This is a genomic window from Nocardia sp. NPDC055029 (assembly GCF_053608525.1).
In genome coordinates, this window is sequence record NZ_JBSGVQ010000023.1 from 56,989 (window position 1) to 72,901 (window position 15,913).

Below are 15,913 nucleotides of genomic sequence, written 5' to 3' on the forward strand. Positions count from 1 at the left end.
CTATCGTTTCCGGCCGGTGGGCGTGGCGTCCGCCCCACGGAACGATTCCCAGCCGGTGCCGCCCGCGGGCCGCGCACCGTCCACGGTGACGCCACTGCCTGCGGTGACGACCCCGATCGGCCGCCAGCCGGGCGGCAGCGCCGTGCCGGCGGGCCAGGTTCCCGCGAAGGCGTGGTCCTCGCCGCCGGCCAGAATCCATTGCGCCGCATCGGCATCGAGCAGGCGGGCGATCGCGGTCAGTTCGGGATCGGCCAGCGCCGCGCTGTGCACGTCGACGGCGACCCCGGAGGCCGCGGCGAGATGACCGAGGTCGGCGAGCAATCCGTCGGAGACATCGGTGAGCGCGTTCGGGACCGAGCCGCCGACCACGTCCAGCACGGCGCCATACGGCGGCTGCGGAACCCGATGTGTCGCAAGGGCATGCGCGAAGGCTGGATCGGAAGAGTCTGCGCTGCCGGACAATACGGCAAGCCCCGCACCGGACCAGCCGAGTTCGCCTGCGACAGCGACGATGTCGCCCGCCTCGGCACCCGCACGGGTGATCGCGGCCTGCCCGCCCAGGTCGCCGAACGCGGTCACCGAGACGACCAGCTGTTCGCTGAGCACCAGATCGCCGCCCGCGATCGACCCGCCCGCGCGCCCCGCCTCGGCCCACATGCCGTCGGCGATGCCCTCCACCACCGGCACCGGGGTGTCGGCCGGACAGCCGAGCGCGACCACGAACGCCGTCGGACGCGCGCCCATGGCCACGATGTCGGCGGCGTTCTGGGCGATCGCCTTGCGGCCGATGTCCTCGGGCGCCGACCAGTCGAGCCGGAAGTGCCTGCCTTCGACGAGCATGTCGGTGCTCACCACGAACCGGCCGTCGGGCGCGGCGACCAGCGCGGCATCGTCACCGGGTCCGAGCAGGACGTGCGCTGCCTGCTGCCTGCCCGCGTTGATCCGGTCGATCAAGGCGAACTCACCCAGCTCACGCACCGTCTGCGGACGGCTGTCCTCGCTGATGACCGGCCCCTTCCCACTGTGCTGACGACCGACGAAATCGCCCCGACGGTACCCTTTCGGAGGCGATCGGACACAACGGAAAGGACCGGACGGTTATGGCGGCGGATTCGTCGGACTCGACAGCGGCAGACGATCGGGACAACACGTCCCCGGCCGGCGACGGCCCCGACACCGCGCCCGAGTCCTCGACCGGCAAGCCGACGACCGGCTCGGACGCCGATTCGGCGGCGGGCACCGCGTCGACCGACAGCGGTGCCGCCGACAGCGACGCGAAGCCCGACGCGAGTGCGAAGCGGGACGCCGACGCGAAGCCGGAGGCCGACACCGATGCCGATTCCGATGCGAAGCCGGATACGGATGCGGATGCGGATGCGGATGCGGATGACGACGATACGTCGACGCCCTACTCCCCCGCGCTCATCGCCACCGCCGTCGCCCTGCCGATCGTCCTGATCGTCGGCGTCCTCGCAGCTGCCTTCCTCGCCCTGCGCGCCCCTGTCGAACGCGAACCCCTCCCCCTCGGTCCGGTCCCCGCCCCCGCCGCCGACGGCCCCGCCTGCCAGGCCCTGCTCCCCGCCCTGCCCGCCGACCTCGGCGACTACACCAAGTCCACCCTCGCCGAACCGGCGCCGCCCGCCACCCGCGCCTGGCAGCACCCCGACGGCGGCGAACCGATCGTCCTGCGCTGCGGGCTCGACCGACCGCTGGAATTCAACCGCGCGTCCACGCTGACCGAGATCAACGGCGTGCAGTGGTTCCAGGTCCGCGACGAGGTCGGCAAGGTCGGCACCTGGTTCGCCGTCGACCGCGAAACCTACATCGCCCTGACCGTCCCCGACGGCTCGGGAACCGGCGCCATCACCACGGTGTCCGACGTCATCACCGCGAATCTGCCTGCCCGCGCCCCGAATCCAGGCGAGCTGTAACTCAGCGCAAACCGGTGCCGCGCGCCACGGCTGTCTCGATCAGCGTCGACACCAGCGCCGGGTAGTCGATCCCAGTCGCTTCCCACATCCGCGGGTACTGCGAGATCGGGGTGAACCCGGGCATGGTGTTGATCTCGTTGATCACCGGACCGTCCGCGGTGACGAAGAAGTCGACACGCGCCAGCCCCTGGCAGTCCAGTGCGCGGAACGCGGCCACCGACAGCTCGCGGATCTGGTCGGCGACCTCGTCGTCGAGCTTGGCGGGCACATCGAATTCGCACACGTCGTCGAGGTACTTGGTGGCGAAGTCGTAGAACTCGGGGGCAGCGGCATCGGCGTCGGGCATCCGGATCTCGGAGACGACGCTGGCCCGCACCTGGCCGTCGGCGAATTCCAGCACGCCGCACTCGACTTCCCGGCCGACGATGCCCGCTTCGACGATCACCTTCGGATCGTGCTCGCGCGCCGCGGCGATCGCGGCGTCGAGATCGGCCCAGCCGGTGATCTTGGTGATGCCGATCGAGGACCCACCGCGCGCCGGCTTCACGAACGCGGGCAGTCCGATCCGTGCCCGCTCCGCCTCGGTCAGCGTCGCGGTACCGGGCCGCAGCACGACCTGCACGCCGACGGGCAACCCCTCGGCCGCCAGCAATTTCTTGGTGAACTCCTTGTCCATGCCCGCGGCACTGGCCAGCACGCCCGCCCCCACGTAGGGGACGCCGGCTAACTCGAGCATGCCCTGTAAGGTCCCGTCCTCGCCGAACGGACCGTGCAGGATCGGGAACACCACGTCGACCCGGCCCAGCGCGGCCGAGGGATCGTCGAGCGCCACCAGCGCACCGGCGCGGCTGGGATCGGCGGCCAGGGTGAGCGCGGTGCCCGCCGCGTCGACCGCGGGCAGCGAACCGTGGCTGAGCGCGAGTTCGCCGATGCCCTCGGCGAGCACCCAGCCGCCGTCGGCGGTGATGCCGATCGGCACCACCTCGTAGCGTTCTGGATCGAGGTTGCGCAGCACACTGCTCGCCGACACACACGAGACGGCGTGCTCGCTGCTGCGCCCGCCGAAAACCACGGCCACCCTGATCCGGTTCGTCATGAACGTCACCGTAACCGTTTGCCCGGTTCGCGGCGCTATCGCCCTACTCGGGTTTGATCCGCCTGCCGAGCAAACTGTCGACCGCCTCACGCACCGAAAGGCCCTCGTGGCACACCCGGTGCACCGCGTCGGTCAGCGGCATCTCCACCTGATGCGCGGCGGCCAGGGACCGCACCGATGTGCACGACTTCACACCTTCGGCGACCTGCCCATTGGTCGCTTCCTGCGCGGCCTGCATCGACCCGCCCGCGCCGAGCACATGGCCGAAGGACCGGTTGCGCGACAGCGGCGAGGTGCAGGTAGCCACGAGATCGCCGACACCGGCGAGCCCGGCCAGGGTGACCGGCTGCGCCCCGAGCGCGACCCCGAGCCGGATGACCTCGGCCAGCCCGCGGGTGATCAGGCTGGCGACGGTGTTGTCGCCGAGCCCCATCCCCGAGGCGATGCCACAGGCCAGCGCGATGACGTTCTTGCACGCGCCACCGATCTCGCAGCCGATCACATCGGTATTCGTGTACGGCCGGAAATACCCGGTGGCGCAGGCCCGCTGTGCCACCCCGGCACGCTCGGTGTCGGTGCACGCGATCACCGTCGCCGCGGGCTGACATTGCGCGATCTCACCGGCCAGGTTCGGACCCGACAGCACCGCGATGCGTCCCGGCTCGGCCCCGGTGACCTCCGCGATCACCTGACTCATCCGCAGCAGCGTGCCGGTCTCGATGCCCTTGGCGAGACTGAGCAGGGTGGCGTCGGGGTCGATATCGCCCTTCCACCGGTCCAGATTCGCGCGCAGCGACTGCGACGGCACGGCGAGCACGACCAGGTCGGCGCCCGCGAGCGCGGCCCCGTGATCGTCGGTAGCCCGCACGGGCGGCAACTGCACGCCGGGCAGGTAGAACGGGTTGCGATGCTCGGTGTCGAGCGCCTGCGCCACCTCGGCTCGCCTGGCCCAGATCGTGACATCGGTCCCCGCCTCTGCCAACACCTTCGCGAACGCGGTGCCCCACGACCCCGCACCCATAACCGCCGCCCTCGTCATCAGCTCAATATGCCATGGAAGGATTGACCCCATGCGTCCGCACACCGTGCACGCCGTGATGGCGGTCAAGCACATCGATCGGGCCAAGAGCAGGCTGGCCGACGTGCTGACTCCCGAGCAGCGCGGGCAGCTCGTGCTGGCCATGTTCGCCGACACCGTCGCGGCAGCGACCGCCGTGCCCGAGGTGTTGTCGCTGACCGTCGTCACGCCCGATCCGCTCGTGGCCGCCCGCGCCCGCGAGCTCGGCGCGTACGTGCTCGACGAGCCGGTGGGCGCCGACGATCCGCTCAACACGGCCCTGGCCGCCGGTGCCGCCGACGTGCGCGACCGGCACGGCCCCGCCCATCTGCTGGCTCTGCAGGCCGACCTCCCCGCCCTGCGCCCGGCCGAACTCGCCGACCTGCTCACGGTCGCGCCCGACGGAATTCGCTCGGTCGTGATCGATCACACCGGCACCGGCACCGCGGCATTACTGGTCCGTGACACCACCGCCGCACTGGCACCACGTTTCGGCGCCGACTCCGCCCGCGCCCACCGCGACGCCGGCGCGCACCCCCTCTCCGGGCACTGGCCCGGCCTGCGCTGCGACGTCGACACCCCCGCCGACCTCGATACCGTCCGCACGCTCGGGGTCGGCCCGCGGACCGCGATCACGCTCCGCGAATTCGGGCTGCCCGCACGGATCGGTGACCCCGTTCGCACCGTGTGCTAGCCGATCGCCGCAATCAGTTCACATCGGGCGAACCGGTCGGTGTCATGCTGCGGACTGCCCGGTATGTAGGGGATGATTGATGCGTGAGCGACACGGAAACCATCAAGCAGCAGCCCCCGATTTCCCCGCCACCTGCGGCCGCCATCGCCTCGGGCGGTGACACCACCTCGCAGCGATTGCCCCGGGATCGCTATCTCAACCGCGAACTGAGCTGGCTCGACTTCAACGCCCGGGTGCTCGCTCTCGCCGAGGACGCTTCGCTGCCGCTGCTCGAACGCGCGAAGTTCCTGGCGATTTTCGCCTCGAACCTCGACGAGTTCTACATGGTCCGTGTCGCCGGGCTCAAACGTCGCGCCGAGACCGGTCTGTCGGTGCGCTCCGCCGACGGCCGCTCACCGTCGGAACAGCTGGAGATGATCACCGCGCGCGCCCAGGAACTCGCCGAGCGCCACGCGAACGTCTTCCTCGACGATGTCGATCCGGCGCTGGCCACCGAGGGCATCGACCTCATCGGCTGGGCCGATCTCGACGACGATGAACGGCAGCGCCTTTCGGGCTACTTCACCGACCAGGTGTTCCCCGTGCTCACCCCGCTGGCCGTCGACCCGGCGCACCCGTTCCCCTACATCTCCGGCCTGAGCCTCAACCTCGCCGTGACGGTGAAGGACGCGGGCACCGGCGGTGAGCATTTCGCCCGCGTGAAGGTGCCCGACAACGTCGACCGGTTCGTCCGCGTCCGGCGCACCGCGGCGCCGTCGGCGATCGCGGCGTTCCTGCCGATGGAAGACCTCATCGCCGCGCATCTCGATCTGCTGTTCCCCGGTCTGACCGTGGTGGAGACGCATTCGTTCCGGATCACCCGCAACGCCGATTTCGAGGTCGACGAGGACCGCGACGAAGACCTGCTGCAGGCGATGGAACGCGAACTCGCCCGCCGCCGTTTCGGTAAGCCGGTGCGGCTCGAGGTCTCCGACGACATGACCGAGCACATGCTGGAGTTGCTACTACGTGAGCTCGAGGTCGACCCCGCCGATGTGATCCAGGTTCCCGGACTGCTCGACCTGTCCTGCCTCTGGCAGGTCTACGGCGTCGACCGTCCCGATCTCAAGGACGCGCCGTATGTCCCGGCCACCCCGGCGGCCTTCGGTGAGCGCGAGACTCCGCGCAACGTCTTCGCCGCGCTGCGCGAGGGCGACGTGCTGGTGCACCACCCCTACGACTCGTTCTCCACCAGCGTGCAGCGTTTCATCGAGCAGGCCGCGGCCGATCCGCAGGTGCTCGCGATCAAGCAGACGCTGTACCGCACCTCCGGTGACTCGCCCATCATCAACGCGCTGATCGAGGCCGCCGAGGCGGGCAAGCAGGTCGTCGCGCTGGTCGAGATCAAGGCCCGCTTCGACGAGCAGGCCAACATCAAATGGGCGCGCGCACTGGAACAGGCGGGCGTGCACGTCGTCTACGGCCTCATCGGCCTCAAGACCCACTGCAAGACCTGCCTGGTGGTGCGCCGCGAGGGCTCGACCATCCGCCGCTACTGCCACATCGGCACCGGCAACTACAACCCGAAGACCGCGCGCCTGTACGAGGACGTCGGATTGTTCACGGCCGCACCGGAAATCGGCGCCGACCTGACCGACCTGTTCAATTCGCTGACCGGTTACTCCCGCAAGGAGGACTACCGCAATCTGATGGTCGCCCCGCTCGGCGTGCGGGCGGGCATCATCGACCGGATCGACCGCGAGATCGAACTGGCCAGGCAGGGACTCGGCGCGCGGATCCGGATCAAGGCCAACGCGATCGTCGACGAGCAGATCATCGACGCGCTGTACCGGGCCTCCCAGGCGGGGGTTCCGGTCCAGATCGTGGTGCGCGGCATCTGCGGCCTTCGCCCCGGTGTGGCGGGCCTGAGCGAGAACATCGAGGTGCGCTCGATTCTGGGCCGCTTCCTCGAGCACTCCCGGGTGATCGAGTTCGGCGCGCAGGAACAGACCTGGATCGGCAGCGCCGACATGATGCACCGCAACCTCGACCGCCGCGTGGAGGTCATGGTGCAGGTGAAGGATCCGCGCCTGGTCGAACAGCTCGCCATGGTGTTCGATTCGGCGCTGGACCCGATGACCCGCTGCTGGGTGCTCGGTCCCGACGGCACCTGGCAGGCCAGCCCGACCGCTGCCGAGGCCGGCGGGGTGCGCGACCACCAGCAGTTCCTCATGCGGCTGCGTCGTCCCGATCAGCCGTGAGCAAGGGCGTACAGAAACCGATGCGTGACCCCAGAGTGCGGCCCAACATCCATGCCGCGGGCGCGGTCCTGTGGCGCATCGGCGCCGCTGGGCCGGAAATCGCCGTGATCCACCGGCCCAAATACGGCGACTGGTCGCTGCCCAAGGGCAAGCTCGACCCCGGCGAGACCCCGATCGTCGCCGCGGTCCGCGAGGTCGGCGAGGAAACCGGCCTGCCGTGCACGCTCGGGCGCTATCTCGGGCACGTCACCTATCCGATCCCCGGCCACCGTCAGCTCAAGCGGGTCGACTACTGGGCCGCCGAAGCCGCGGCGGGCGAGTTCGCCGTCAACGCCGAAGTCGACCAGCTGCGCTGGTTCCCGCTCGACCAGGTGATGGATCAGCTGTCGTATCCGATGGACCGTCAGGTCGTGCGGATGTTCGCCCGGCTGCCCGCGACGACGAACACGGTGCTGCTGGTGCGCCATGCCAAGGCGGGCAAGCGCGCGCGCTTCGACGGACCCGACGAGTTGCGCCCGCTCGAGCCCGCCGGCGAGCAGCAGGCGAAGGCATTGACGCCGAATCTGCTGGCGTTCGGGGCATCCGAGATCCATTCGGCCGATCCGCTGCGCTGTATCCAAACCGTGACACCGTTGGCGGAACAGTTGAACACCGAAATCAATTGCGAGCCAATGTTTTCCGAGCAAGGTTACGATTCAGCGAAAAGCGCCGCGCGGCAGCGATTTCTGTCTTTGGTAACGGATCGGGGTGTCCCGGTCGTGTGCAGTCAGGGCGGGGTGATTCCCGATCTGGTGCAGTGGCTCGCCCAGCGCAGCGAGCTCACGCTGCCGCCTGCCCGCAATCGCAAGGGCAGCGTCTGGGCATTGTCGTTCGTCGGGGACCGATTGGTCGCCGCCGACCATATGGACCGTTCGCTGTCGACGGGCATCGTCACCGCCTGAACGCCCTCAAACAGCCGAAACGGCCCCGGTTTCCCGGGGCCGTTCTCGGTCCAGTGGTGGGTGATGCGGCCTACGTGCACATTCCCCGACCCGATCCCGCTGCGGCGGGATCAACGAGCACGACGGGTGGCTGTCTTCTTCGCAGCAGTCTTCTTCGCGGGGGCCTTCTTGGCGGCCGTGGTCTTGGCGGCGGTGGTCTTCTTGGCCGCCGTGACCTTCTTCGCCGGCGCCTTCTTGGCCGCGGTCACTTTCTTTGCCGCCGTGGTCTTCTTGGCGGCGGTGGTCTTCTTCGCTGCCGCCGTCGTGGTCTTCTTGGCGGCGGGTGCCTTGGTGGCTGCCTTACGGGCGGTGGTCTTGGCCGGACCCTTCGACGGCGTCGCCTTCTTGGCGGCGGTCTTCTTGGCCGCCGTCTTCTTGGCTGCCGCCTTCTTCGCCGCCACCGGGGCGTTCACGCCGCGCTTGACGGCGGGGCCGGACGCGGCCAGCTTCTGCTTGCCCGCGATCACCGCCTTGAACTGAGCGCCCGGCCGGAAGGCAGGCACCGAAGTCGCCTTCACCTTCACGGTTTCACCGGTACGCGGGTTACGGGCAACCCTGGGGGCACGCTTGCGCTGTTCGAACACACCGAATCCGGTGATGGTGACGCTTTGACCTTTGTGCACGGCACGGACGATGGTGTCGACCACGTTCTCGACAGCCGCAGTAGCCGTGCGCCTGTCCGTACCCAACTTTTCGGTCAGAACGTCGATCAGTTCCGCCTTGTTCATTGAATCCTCCGCAGACTAATGGCCCGTCGTCGGACCGACTAGGTACCACGGTAAACCCAGTTTGAGCAAGAGTCTATGTGCCACGCCAAAATTCATGTGGTTTAGCACACGTCCAGCTACCGCCCCCAGGGGATGCGCCGCCAATCGTCGGTGGTGATTACGCTTGCGAAATAGGCTCCGGCAGCGTCACGGGTTTCCATGACGGCCTTCCCTTTTCGAAGTCGCCGATGACGTCGGCCTGGCGCAACGTCAGGCCGATGTCGTCCAAACCCTCCAGCAGACGCCACCTGGTGTAGTCGTCAATATCGAACGGCAACACGACGGTTCCCGCCGTCACGGTGCGCGCGGTCAGGTCGACAACCAATTCCAGGCCGGGCTGTTCCTCCATCAGCTTCCACAGCATTTCGACATCGTTCTGTGACATCTGCGCGGCCAACAGGCCGCCCTTGCCCGCATTCCCACGGAAGATGTCGGCGAAACGCGACGAGATGACCACCCGAAAGCCGTAGTCCGACAGCGCCCACACCGCGTGCTCACGCGAGGAACCGGTGCCGAAATCCGGTCCGGCCACCAGAACACTGCCGTGACGGTAGGGCTCGGTGTTCAGAATGAAGTCCGGATCGGCCCGCCAACCGGCGAACAAGCCGTCCTCGAAACCCGTGCGGGTCACCCGCTTCAGGTAAACGGCGGGGATGATCTGGTCGGTGTCGACATTGGACCGGCGCAGCGGGACCCCGATGCCTTTGTGAACAGTGAAGGCTTCCATAACGATTCTCCTTCGATCGTGGTGGTCGGGGCGCTCAGGCCAGATCGGCGGGCGAGGACAGGGTTCCGCGGACCGCGGTGGCGGCGGCCACCAGCGGCGAGACCAGGTGGGTACGGCCACCCTTGCCCTGCCTGCCTTCGAAATTGCGGTTCGAGGTGGACGCGCAGCGCTGGCCCGGCTCGAGCTGATCGGGATTCATGCCGAGGCACATCGAGCAGCCCGCCTGGCGCCATTCCGCGCCCGCGGCGGTGAAAATCTCGCCGAGTCCTTCTTTTTCCGCCTGCGCGCGCACCTTCATCGACCCGGGTACGACCAGCATTCGCACCCCGTCGGCGACGTGGCGTCCCTTCAAAACATCGGCGACGGCACGCAAATCCTCGATCCGGCCGTTGGTGCAGGAACCGACGAATACGGTGTCCACGCTCACCGCGCGCAGCGGCATTCCCGGCGTCAGGTCCATGTAGCGCAACGCCTTCTCGGCGGCGTCGCGCTCGTTCTCGTCGGCGATCTGGGACGGATCCGGCACGTCGGCGCCCAGCGGCAGGCCCTGGCCCGGGTTGGTGCCCCAGGTGACGAACGGGGTCAGCTTGTTCGCGTCGATATGGACCTCGGCGTCGAAAACCGCGCCCTCGTCGGTCTTCAGCGCCTCCCAGGCGGCCACCGCGGCGTCCCAGTCCGCGCCCTGCGGCGCGTGCGGGCGGCCCCTGAGGAATTCGTAGGTCACCTCGTCCGGGGCGATCATGCCCGCGCGAGCGCCCGCCTCGATGGACATGTTGCAGATCGTCATCCGCGCTTCCATCGACAGCTTGCGGATCGCCTCGCCGCGGTACTCCAGCACATAGCCCTGGCCGCCGCCGGTGCCGATCTGGGCGATCACGGCCAGGATCAGGTCCTTGCTCGTGACGCCGGGCGCCAATTCGCCGTCGACGGTGATGGCCATCGTCTTGAACGGGCGCAGCGACAGCGTCTGGGTGGCCAGCACGTGTTCGACCTCGCTGGTGCCGATGCCCATCGCCAGCGCGCCGAACGCGCCGTGGGTGGAGGTGTGGCTGTCGCCGCACACCACGGTCATGCCCGGCTGGGTCAGGCCGAGCTGCGGGCCGACCACGTGCACGATGCCCTGCTCGACATCGCCCATCGGGTGCAGGCGGACGCCGAACTCGGCGCAGTTGCGGCGCAGCGTCTCCACCTGGGTGCGCGAGACGGGGTCGGCGATCGGCTTGTCGATGTCGGTGGTGGGGACGTTGTGGTCCTCGGTGGCGATGGTGAGATCAGGCCTGCGCACCGGCCTGCCCGCCGCGCGGAGCCCGTCGAAGGCCTGCGGGCTGGTCACCTCGTGCACGAGGTGCAGATCGATGTAGATCAGGTCGGGTTCACGGGAGGAACCTTCGCCGGCACCGGTAGTGACGACGTGCTGTTCCCACACCTTCTCTGCCAGTGTGCTGGCGCGCTCGGCCATGGCTTGATCACCTTTCGACGGGCATACTTGGTATCTCAACATATGAGACGTTAGTATCGTTCTATGAGACAGCATAGCGGTATCGGTGTCCTCGACAAAGCCGTGGCGGTGCTCTACGCCGTCGCGGACGAGCCATGCGGTCTCAACGACCTGTGCACCCGCACCGGCCTGCCCCGCGCCACGGCGCACCGGCTGGCGGTCGGGCTGGAGACGCACCGGCTGCTGGCACGTGACGGCAACGGGCTGTGGCGTCCGGGCCCCGCGCTCACCGAACTGTCCGCAGGGGCCGCCGATCCACTGGTGGAGGCCGCAGGGTCCATTCTGCCCCGTCTGCGGGAGATCACCGGCGAGAGTGTCCAGTTGTACTGCCGCGACGGGCACGCACGCGTCTGCGTTGCCGCGCTGGAGCCGCCCGTCGGCCTGCGCGACACCGTGCCGGTCGGCTCCCGGCTCCCGCTCACCGCGGGCTCGGCGGCCAAGGTGCTGCTGGCGTGGGCCGATCCCGAACTGCAGCGCACCGTCCTGGCCGACGCGGTGTTCGGCGATCGCGCGCTGGCCGAGGTCCGCAAGCGGGGGTGGGCGCAGAGCGCCGCCGAACGCGCACAGGGCGTGGCGAGCGTCTCCGCGCCGGTCCGCGACACGGCGGGCCTCGTGGTGGCCGCGGTGTCGGTCTCGGGTCCGATCGACCGGATGGGCAGGCGACCGGGCGCGCGCTGGGCCGCCGATCTGGTCGCCGCCGCCGAGGCGCTGCACAAGCGGTTGTAAAACGAAGAAGACCCCCGGTCGAATTCGACCGGGGGTCTTTCTTTGTAGCCCCGACGGGATTTGAACCCGCGCTACCGCCTTGAGAGGGCGGCGTCCTAGGCCGCTAGACGACGGGGCCAGGACGATCTCACCGAAGTGAAACCTTGCTGGGGTACCAGGACTCGAACCTAGAATGGCTGAACCAGAATCAGCTGTGTTGCCAATTACACCATACCCCAAGGATGGAAACGCTCGGCCTGGCATCTCACCGGCTGGTTGTCGGTGTTGCGAGGCCGTGTTCCGCGGCGAGGAGAAGATTACCAAACACAGTGGGGTAAACTACAAATCGCCTGGTCAGAAGCCTATTTTTGGCTGTTTCGACCGTTCCCGGGGCGGCTGCGGACCGGCCACATCCGCCCCGGACGCACTCACTGCGCTGCGGGCACCCAGCCACGCGCGGCACGCAGCCGGTCGAGCGAGACCTCGCGGCCGAGCAGTTCCATCGACTCGTAGAGCGGCGGGCTGATGTGCGAACCCGTCACCGCGACGCGCACCGGCGCGAACGCCTTGCGCGGCTTGAGCCCCAGATCGTCGATCAGCGCCTTCTTCAGCGCCTCTTCCAGGGCAGGCGTCGTCCACTCGGCCAGCGGCTCCACGGCGGCGATCGCGGCGTCGAGCACCGGATCGGCCTCGGCGCCGAGGTTCTTGCCGCCGGCGGCCTGGTCGATCGCGAACTCCGCGGGCTCGACGAACAGGAACTTCAGCAGGTCCCACGCGTCGCCGAGGACGACGATGCGGGTCTGCACGAGTTCGGCCGCGGCGAGGAACGCCTTCTCGTCGATTTCGGCGCCGATATGCCCCTGCGCGGTCAGGTACTCGCGCAAACGGTGACCGAAATCACCCGGCTCGAGCAAACGAATCTGCTCGGCATTGATGGCGTCGGCTTTCTTCTGGTCGAAGCGGGCCGGATTCGAATTCACCGTCGAAATGTCGAATGCCGCCACCATCTCCGCCATGGAGAACACATCGCGATCCTCGGCGATACTCCAGCCGAGCAGGGCCAGGTAATTCAGCAAACCCTCGGGGATGAATCCGCGATCACGGTGGACGAACAGATTCGATTCCGGGTCGCGCTTGGACAGTTTCTTGTTGCCCTGGCCCATCACGAACGGCAGGTGACCGAACTCCGGCGTGAACTCCGCGACCCCGATACGCTGCAGTGCCGCGTACAAAGCGAGCTGGCGCGGCGTCGAGGACAACAGGTCCTCGCCACGCAGCACATGGGTGATCTTCATCAACGCGTCGTCGACCGGATTCACCAGTGTGTAAAGCGGATCGCCATTGCCGCGAGTGAGCGCGAAGTCGGGCACGGTACCGGCCTTGAAGGTGGTTTCGCCGCGCACGAGATCATTCCAGCCGAGATCTTCGTTCGGCATCCGCAACCGGATCACCGCGGGCCTGCCCTCGGCCTTGTAGGCCGCGATCTGCTCGGCGGTCAGGTCCCGATCGAAATTGTCGTAACCCAGTTTCGGGTCACGACCGGCCGCGAGATGCCGGGCCTCGACCTCGTCCGGGGTCGAGAAGGATTCGTAGGCCTCGCCCGCCTCGACCAGCTTGCGCACGACCTCGAGGTGCTGATCGCGGCGCTGCGACTGCCGGTACGGCTCGTAGGGCCCGCCGACCTCGGGGCCCTCGTCCCAGGTCAGGCCGAGCCAGCGCAGCGCGTCCAGGATCGCCCGGTAGGAATCCTCGGAATCGCGTGCGGCGTCGGTGTCTTCGATGCGGAAGACGAAGCTTCCGCCGTGGTGGCGCGCGTACGCCCAGTTGAACAGCGCCGTGCGGATCAGGCCGACATGCGGCGTGCCGGTCGGCGACGGGCAGAAACGGACCCGTACTTCAGTCATGACTCTCTCTCCGCGGTATCAGCGCTTGGTGGCAACAGGATTGGTGAGGGTGCCGATGCCCTCGACGGTGACCGACACGTTCTGCCCGGCCCGCAGCGGGCCGACGCCTTCCGGTGTGCCGGTGAGGATCACGTCACCGGGCAGCAGGGTCATCACGGTCGACACCCATTCGACGATCTTGGGGATGTCGTGCAGGAACAGCGACGTGCGGCTGCGCTGGCGGACCTCGCCCTCGACCTCGGTGACGATCTCCAGATCGCTTGGATCCAGCGCGGTTTCGATCCACGGGCCGAGCGGGCAGAACGTGTCGTAGCCCTTGGCCCTTGTCCACTGCCCGTCGTGGCGCTGCTGGTCGCGGGCGGTGACGTCGTTGGCGACGGTGTAGCCCAGAATGACATCGGCCGCCTTGGCCGCGGGCACGTCCTTGCACGGGCGGCCGATCACCACGGCCAGCTCGCCCTCGTAGTCGACCTGAGACGAGCTGGGCGGCAGGATGATCGACGCGTTCGGGCCGACGATCGCGGTGTTGGGCTTCATGAAGATCACCGGGTCGGCCGGCGCCTCGCCACCCATTTCGGCCGCGTGGGCGGCGTAGTTCTTGCCGATGCAGATGACCTTGCTCGCCAGGATCGGCGCCAGCAGGCGCACATCGGCCAGCGGCCAGCTCCGGCCGGTGAACGTCGGCGAGCCGAACGGGTGTTCGGCGATCTCCTTGGCGGTGGCATCGCTGCCGTCACCTTCGATGCTGACGAACGCGACTCCATCGGGACTGGCAACTCGACCTAAGCGCATGCCCCGGAGTCTATCGAGACACGCCCACCTGCCCGAACGCGCCCGGGATGCGGCGTGCGACGAGTGATGCGCCCGCGGGTGGAGTGCGGGCAATCTCACACCGGGGCGATTCGAAGCCGCTGCCCGCCTGTGGGATTCGCACTCCGCACCGTCCTCGCCGGTTGTGATCTGTCAGACACCGAATCGAGGGGCGTCATTCGGCGGTCACGGGTGTACCGTGAATCCAGATGTTCACCCCATGAGACATCAATCTCAAATATTGAGATGCAATCGTGCAATCCGGCGAGGTGAGAATCGTGACACAGGTGCGGCCGAGGGCCGAAGTGACCAGGATCGGCGACGGCAGACGCTGGCTGATGCTCGCCCTCGGTGTGTTCGCGCAGACCTCGAGTTCGATCTTCATCCACGGCACCCCGTTCCTGCTGCCCGCGCTCACCGCGCGCGGCGATTCCCTGTTCGCCGCGGGCGCGCTGGTCGCCCTGCCGACCGTCGGCCTGGTGTGCACGCTGATCGCGTGGGGCTATGTCGTCGACCGGATCGGCGAACGGATCGTGCTGGTGGCGGGCACGGCGCTGATGTTCGTGGCCGGGGTGGCCGCCGCGCTGGTGGACAACCCGATCGCGTTCGGCGCGCTGCTGTTCCTCGGCGGTGTCGGCGCGGCCAGCTCCAACGGCGCGAGCGGCCGGGTGATCGTCGGCTGGTTCCCGCCCGACCGGCGCGGCCTGGCCATGGGCATCCGCCAGACCGCCCAGCCGCTCGGCGTCGGTCTGGCCGCGCTGAGCATTCCGTGGGTCGCCCAACACCACGGCATCCCCGCCGCCCTGCTGGTCCCCGCGCTGATGGCCGGTATCGCCGCGGTCGGCTGCCTGGTCGGCATCGTCGACCCGCCGCGTCCGCCCGCCAAGGCCGCCGACCGCGCCAACCCCTACCGCGGCGATTCCACCCTGTGGCGCATCCACGCCGTGTCGATCCTGCTGGTCGTCCCGCAGGCCACCCTGTGGACCTTCGCCCTGCTGTGGTTGCACCGCGACCTGGGCTGGTCGCTGGCCGCCGCGGGCGCACTGATGACGGCCACCCAATTCCTGGGCGCCGCAGGACGAATCGGCGCGGGCGCCTGGTCGGACCGGGTCGGCAGCCGCCTCGGCCCGCTGCGTCAGGTGGCCGTCGCCGCCGTCGTCGCGATGGCCGCCCTGACGATCACCGCCTGGACCGGCTGGTGGTGGCCGGCCGTCCCCCTGATGGTCGCCGCCTCGGTGATCTCGGTGTCCGACAACGGCTTGGCCTTCACCGCCGTCGCCGAAATCGCCGGCCCGTTCTGGAGCGGCCGCGGCCTCGGCATCCAGAACACCGGCCAGAACCTCGCCATCGCCGCCGTCCCACCGGTTTTCGGCCTCCTGATCACCGCCACCGGCTTCCCCGCCGCCTTCGCGGTGGCCGCCGTCGCCGCCGCGGCCGCAGTCCCGTTGGTACCGCGAAAGTAGCTGTACCGCATCATGTTTCGCTAGACCGAACACGAAGGCCC

At 68.6% G+C, this 15,913-nt stretch carries 14 protein-coding genes and 2 tRNA genes; 6 read left to right on the plus strand and 10 right to left on the minus strand.

The window, feature by feature from the left end; translation table 11 throughout:
* On the minus strand, positions 1 to 1,005 hold the full coding sequence (locus ACWF9G_RS20310; protein ID WP_379304733.1) for a thiamine-phosphate kinase: 1,005 nt from the start codon (positions 1,003 to 1,005) through the stop codon (positions 1 to 3).
* Between the two features lie 95 nt (positions 1,006 to 1,100).
* Between ACWF9G_RS20310 and ACWF9G_RS20315 the strand changes: the two genes are divergently transcribed.
* Positions 1,101 to 1,931 (plus strand): DUF3515 family protein, encoded by an 831-nt coding sequence (locus ACWF9G_RS20315; protein ID WP_452517028.1) that lies wholly within the window; start codon positions 1,101 to 1,103, stop codon positions 1,929 to 1,931.
* Position 1,932: 1 nt separating this feature from the next.
* On the opposite strand, the gene ACWF9G_RS20320 is transcribed toward ACWF9G_RS20315, so the two are convergent.
* Complete coding sequence (locus tag ACWF9G_RS20320) at positions 1,933 to 3,027, minus strand: D-alanine--D-alanine ligase family protein (RefSeq protein ID WP_379304585.1); 1,095 nt, start codon at positions 3,025 to 3,027, stop codon at positions 1,933 to 1,935.
* Between the two features lie 43 nt (positions 3,028 to 3,070).
* Positions 3,071 to 4,066, minus strand: coding sequence for an NAD(P)H-dependent glycerol-3-phosphate dehydrogenase (locus tag ACWF9G_RS20325; protein WP_452517030.1), 996 nt, complete (start codon positions 4,064 to 4,066; stop codon positions 3,071 to 3,073).
* Positions 4,067 to 4,097: 31 nt separating this feature from the next.
* Here ACWF9G_RS20325 and cofC point away from each other — a divergent pair, with 31 nt between their 5' ends.
* The 3 genes from cofC to ACWF9G_RS20340 all read left to right on the plus strand — a co-directional run bounded on the left by cofC (position 4,098) and on the right by ACWF9G_RS20340 (position 7,959).
* Entirely contained in the window at positions 4,098 to 4,778 is a 681-nt protein-coding gene (gene cofC, locus ACWF9G_RS20330) for a 2-phospho-L-lactate guanylyltransferase (RefSeq protein WP_379304581.1), read from the plus strand.
* Between the two features lie 83 nt (positions 4,779 to 4,861).
* Entirely contained in the window at positions 4,862 to 7,018 is a 2,157-nt protein-coding gene (locus ACWF9G_RS20335) for an RNA degradosome polyphosphate kinase (protein ID WP_379304579.1), read from the plus strand.
* Between the two features lie 20 nt (positions 7,019 to 7,038).
* Positions 7,039 to 7,959: an NUDIX hydrolase gene (locus tag ACWF9G_RS20340; protein WP_379304577.1), complete on the plus strand. Its 921-nt coding sequence runs from the start codon at positions 7,039 to 7,041 to the stop codon at positions 7,957 to 7,959.
* A 110-nt stretch (positions 7,960 to 8,069) separates the two neighbouring features.
* On the opposite strand, the gene ACWF9G_RS20345 is transcribed toward ACWF9G_RS20340, so the two are convergent.
* The 3 genes from ACWF9G_RS20345 to leuC form a co-directional block, all read right to left on the minus strand.
* Entirely contained in the window at positions 8,070 to 8,726 is a 657-nt protein-coding gene (locus ACWF9G_RS20345) for an HU family DNA-binding protein (protein WP_189024485.1), read from the minus strand.
* A gap of 157 nt (positions 8,727 to 8,883) precedes the next feature.
* Positions 8,884 to 9,492 carry a 3-isopropylmalate dehydratase small subunit gene (gene leuD / locus ACWF9G_RS20350; RefSeq protein WP_189024488.1) on the minus strand — a complete coding sequence of 203 codons (609 nt, stop codon included), beginning with the start codon at positions 9,490 to 9,492 and terminating at the stop codon, positions 8,884 to 8,886.
* Positions 9,493 to 9,526: 34 nt separating this feature from the next.
* Complete coding sequence (leuC, locus tag ACWF9G_RS20355; RefSeq protein WP_452517031.1) at positions 9,527 to 10,951, minus strand: 3-isopropylmalate dehydratase large subunit; 1,425 nt, start codon at positions 10,949 to 10,951, stop codon at positions 9,527 to 9,529.
* A 63-nt stretch (positions 10,952 to 11,014) separates the two neighbouring features.
* Between leuC and ACWF9G_RS20360 the strand changes: the two genes are divergently transcribed.
* Positions 11,015 to 11,716 (plus strand): IclR family transcriptional regulator, encoded by a 702-nt coding sequence (locus ACWF9G_RS20360; protein ID WP_378851355.1) that lies wholly within the window; start codon positions 11,015 to 11,017, stop codon positions 11,714 to 11,716.
* A 45-nt stretch (positions 11,717 to 11,761) separates the two neighbouring features.
* Here ACWF9G_RS20360 and ACWF9G_RS20365 read toward each other — a convergent pair.
* The 4 genes from ACWF9G_RS20365 to ACWF9G_RS20380 all read right to left on the minus strand — a co-directional run bounded on the left by ACWF9G_RS20365 (position 11,762) and on the right by ACWF9G_RS20380 (position 14,391).
* A tRNA-Glu gene (locus tag ACWF9G_RS20365) sits at positions 11,762 to 11,834 on the minus strand.
* Between the two features lie 28 nt (positions 11,835 to 11,862).
* A tRNA-Gln gene (locus ACWF9G_RS20370) sits at positions 11,863 to 11,934 on the minus strand.
* A gap of 189 nt (positions 11,935 to 12,123) precedes the next feature.
* The gene (gene gltX / locus ACWF9G_RS20375) at positions 12,124 to 13,599 is read right to left on the minus strand and encodes a glutamate--tRNA ligase (RefSeq protein ID WP_452517032.1); all 1,476 of its coding nucleotides are present in this window, start codon (positions 13,597 to 13,599) and stop codon (positions 12,124 to 12,126) included.
* 18 nt (positions 13,600 to 13,617) lie between these two features.
* Positions 13,618 to 14,391 (minus strand): fumarylacetoacetate hydrolase family protein, encoded by a 774-nt coding sequence (locus tag ACWF9G_RS20380; RefSeq protein ID WP_379304568.1) that lies wholly within the window; start codon positions 14,389 to 14,391, stop codon positions 13,618 to 13,620.
* Positions 14,392 to 14,747: 356 nt separating this feature from the next.
* On the opposite strand from ACWF9G_RS20380, the gene ACWF9G_RS20385 reads away from it, so the two are divergent.
* Entirely contained in the window at positions 14,748 to 15,872 is a 1,125-nt protein-coding gene (locus ACWF9G_RS20385; protein WP_452517087.1) for an MFS transporter, read from the plus strand.
* Positions 15,873 to 15,913: the final 41 nt, after the last annotated feature.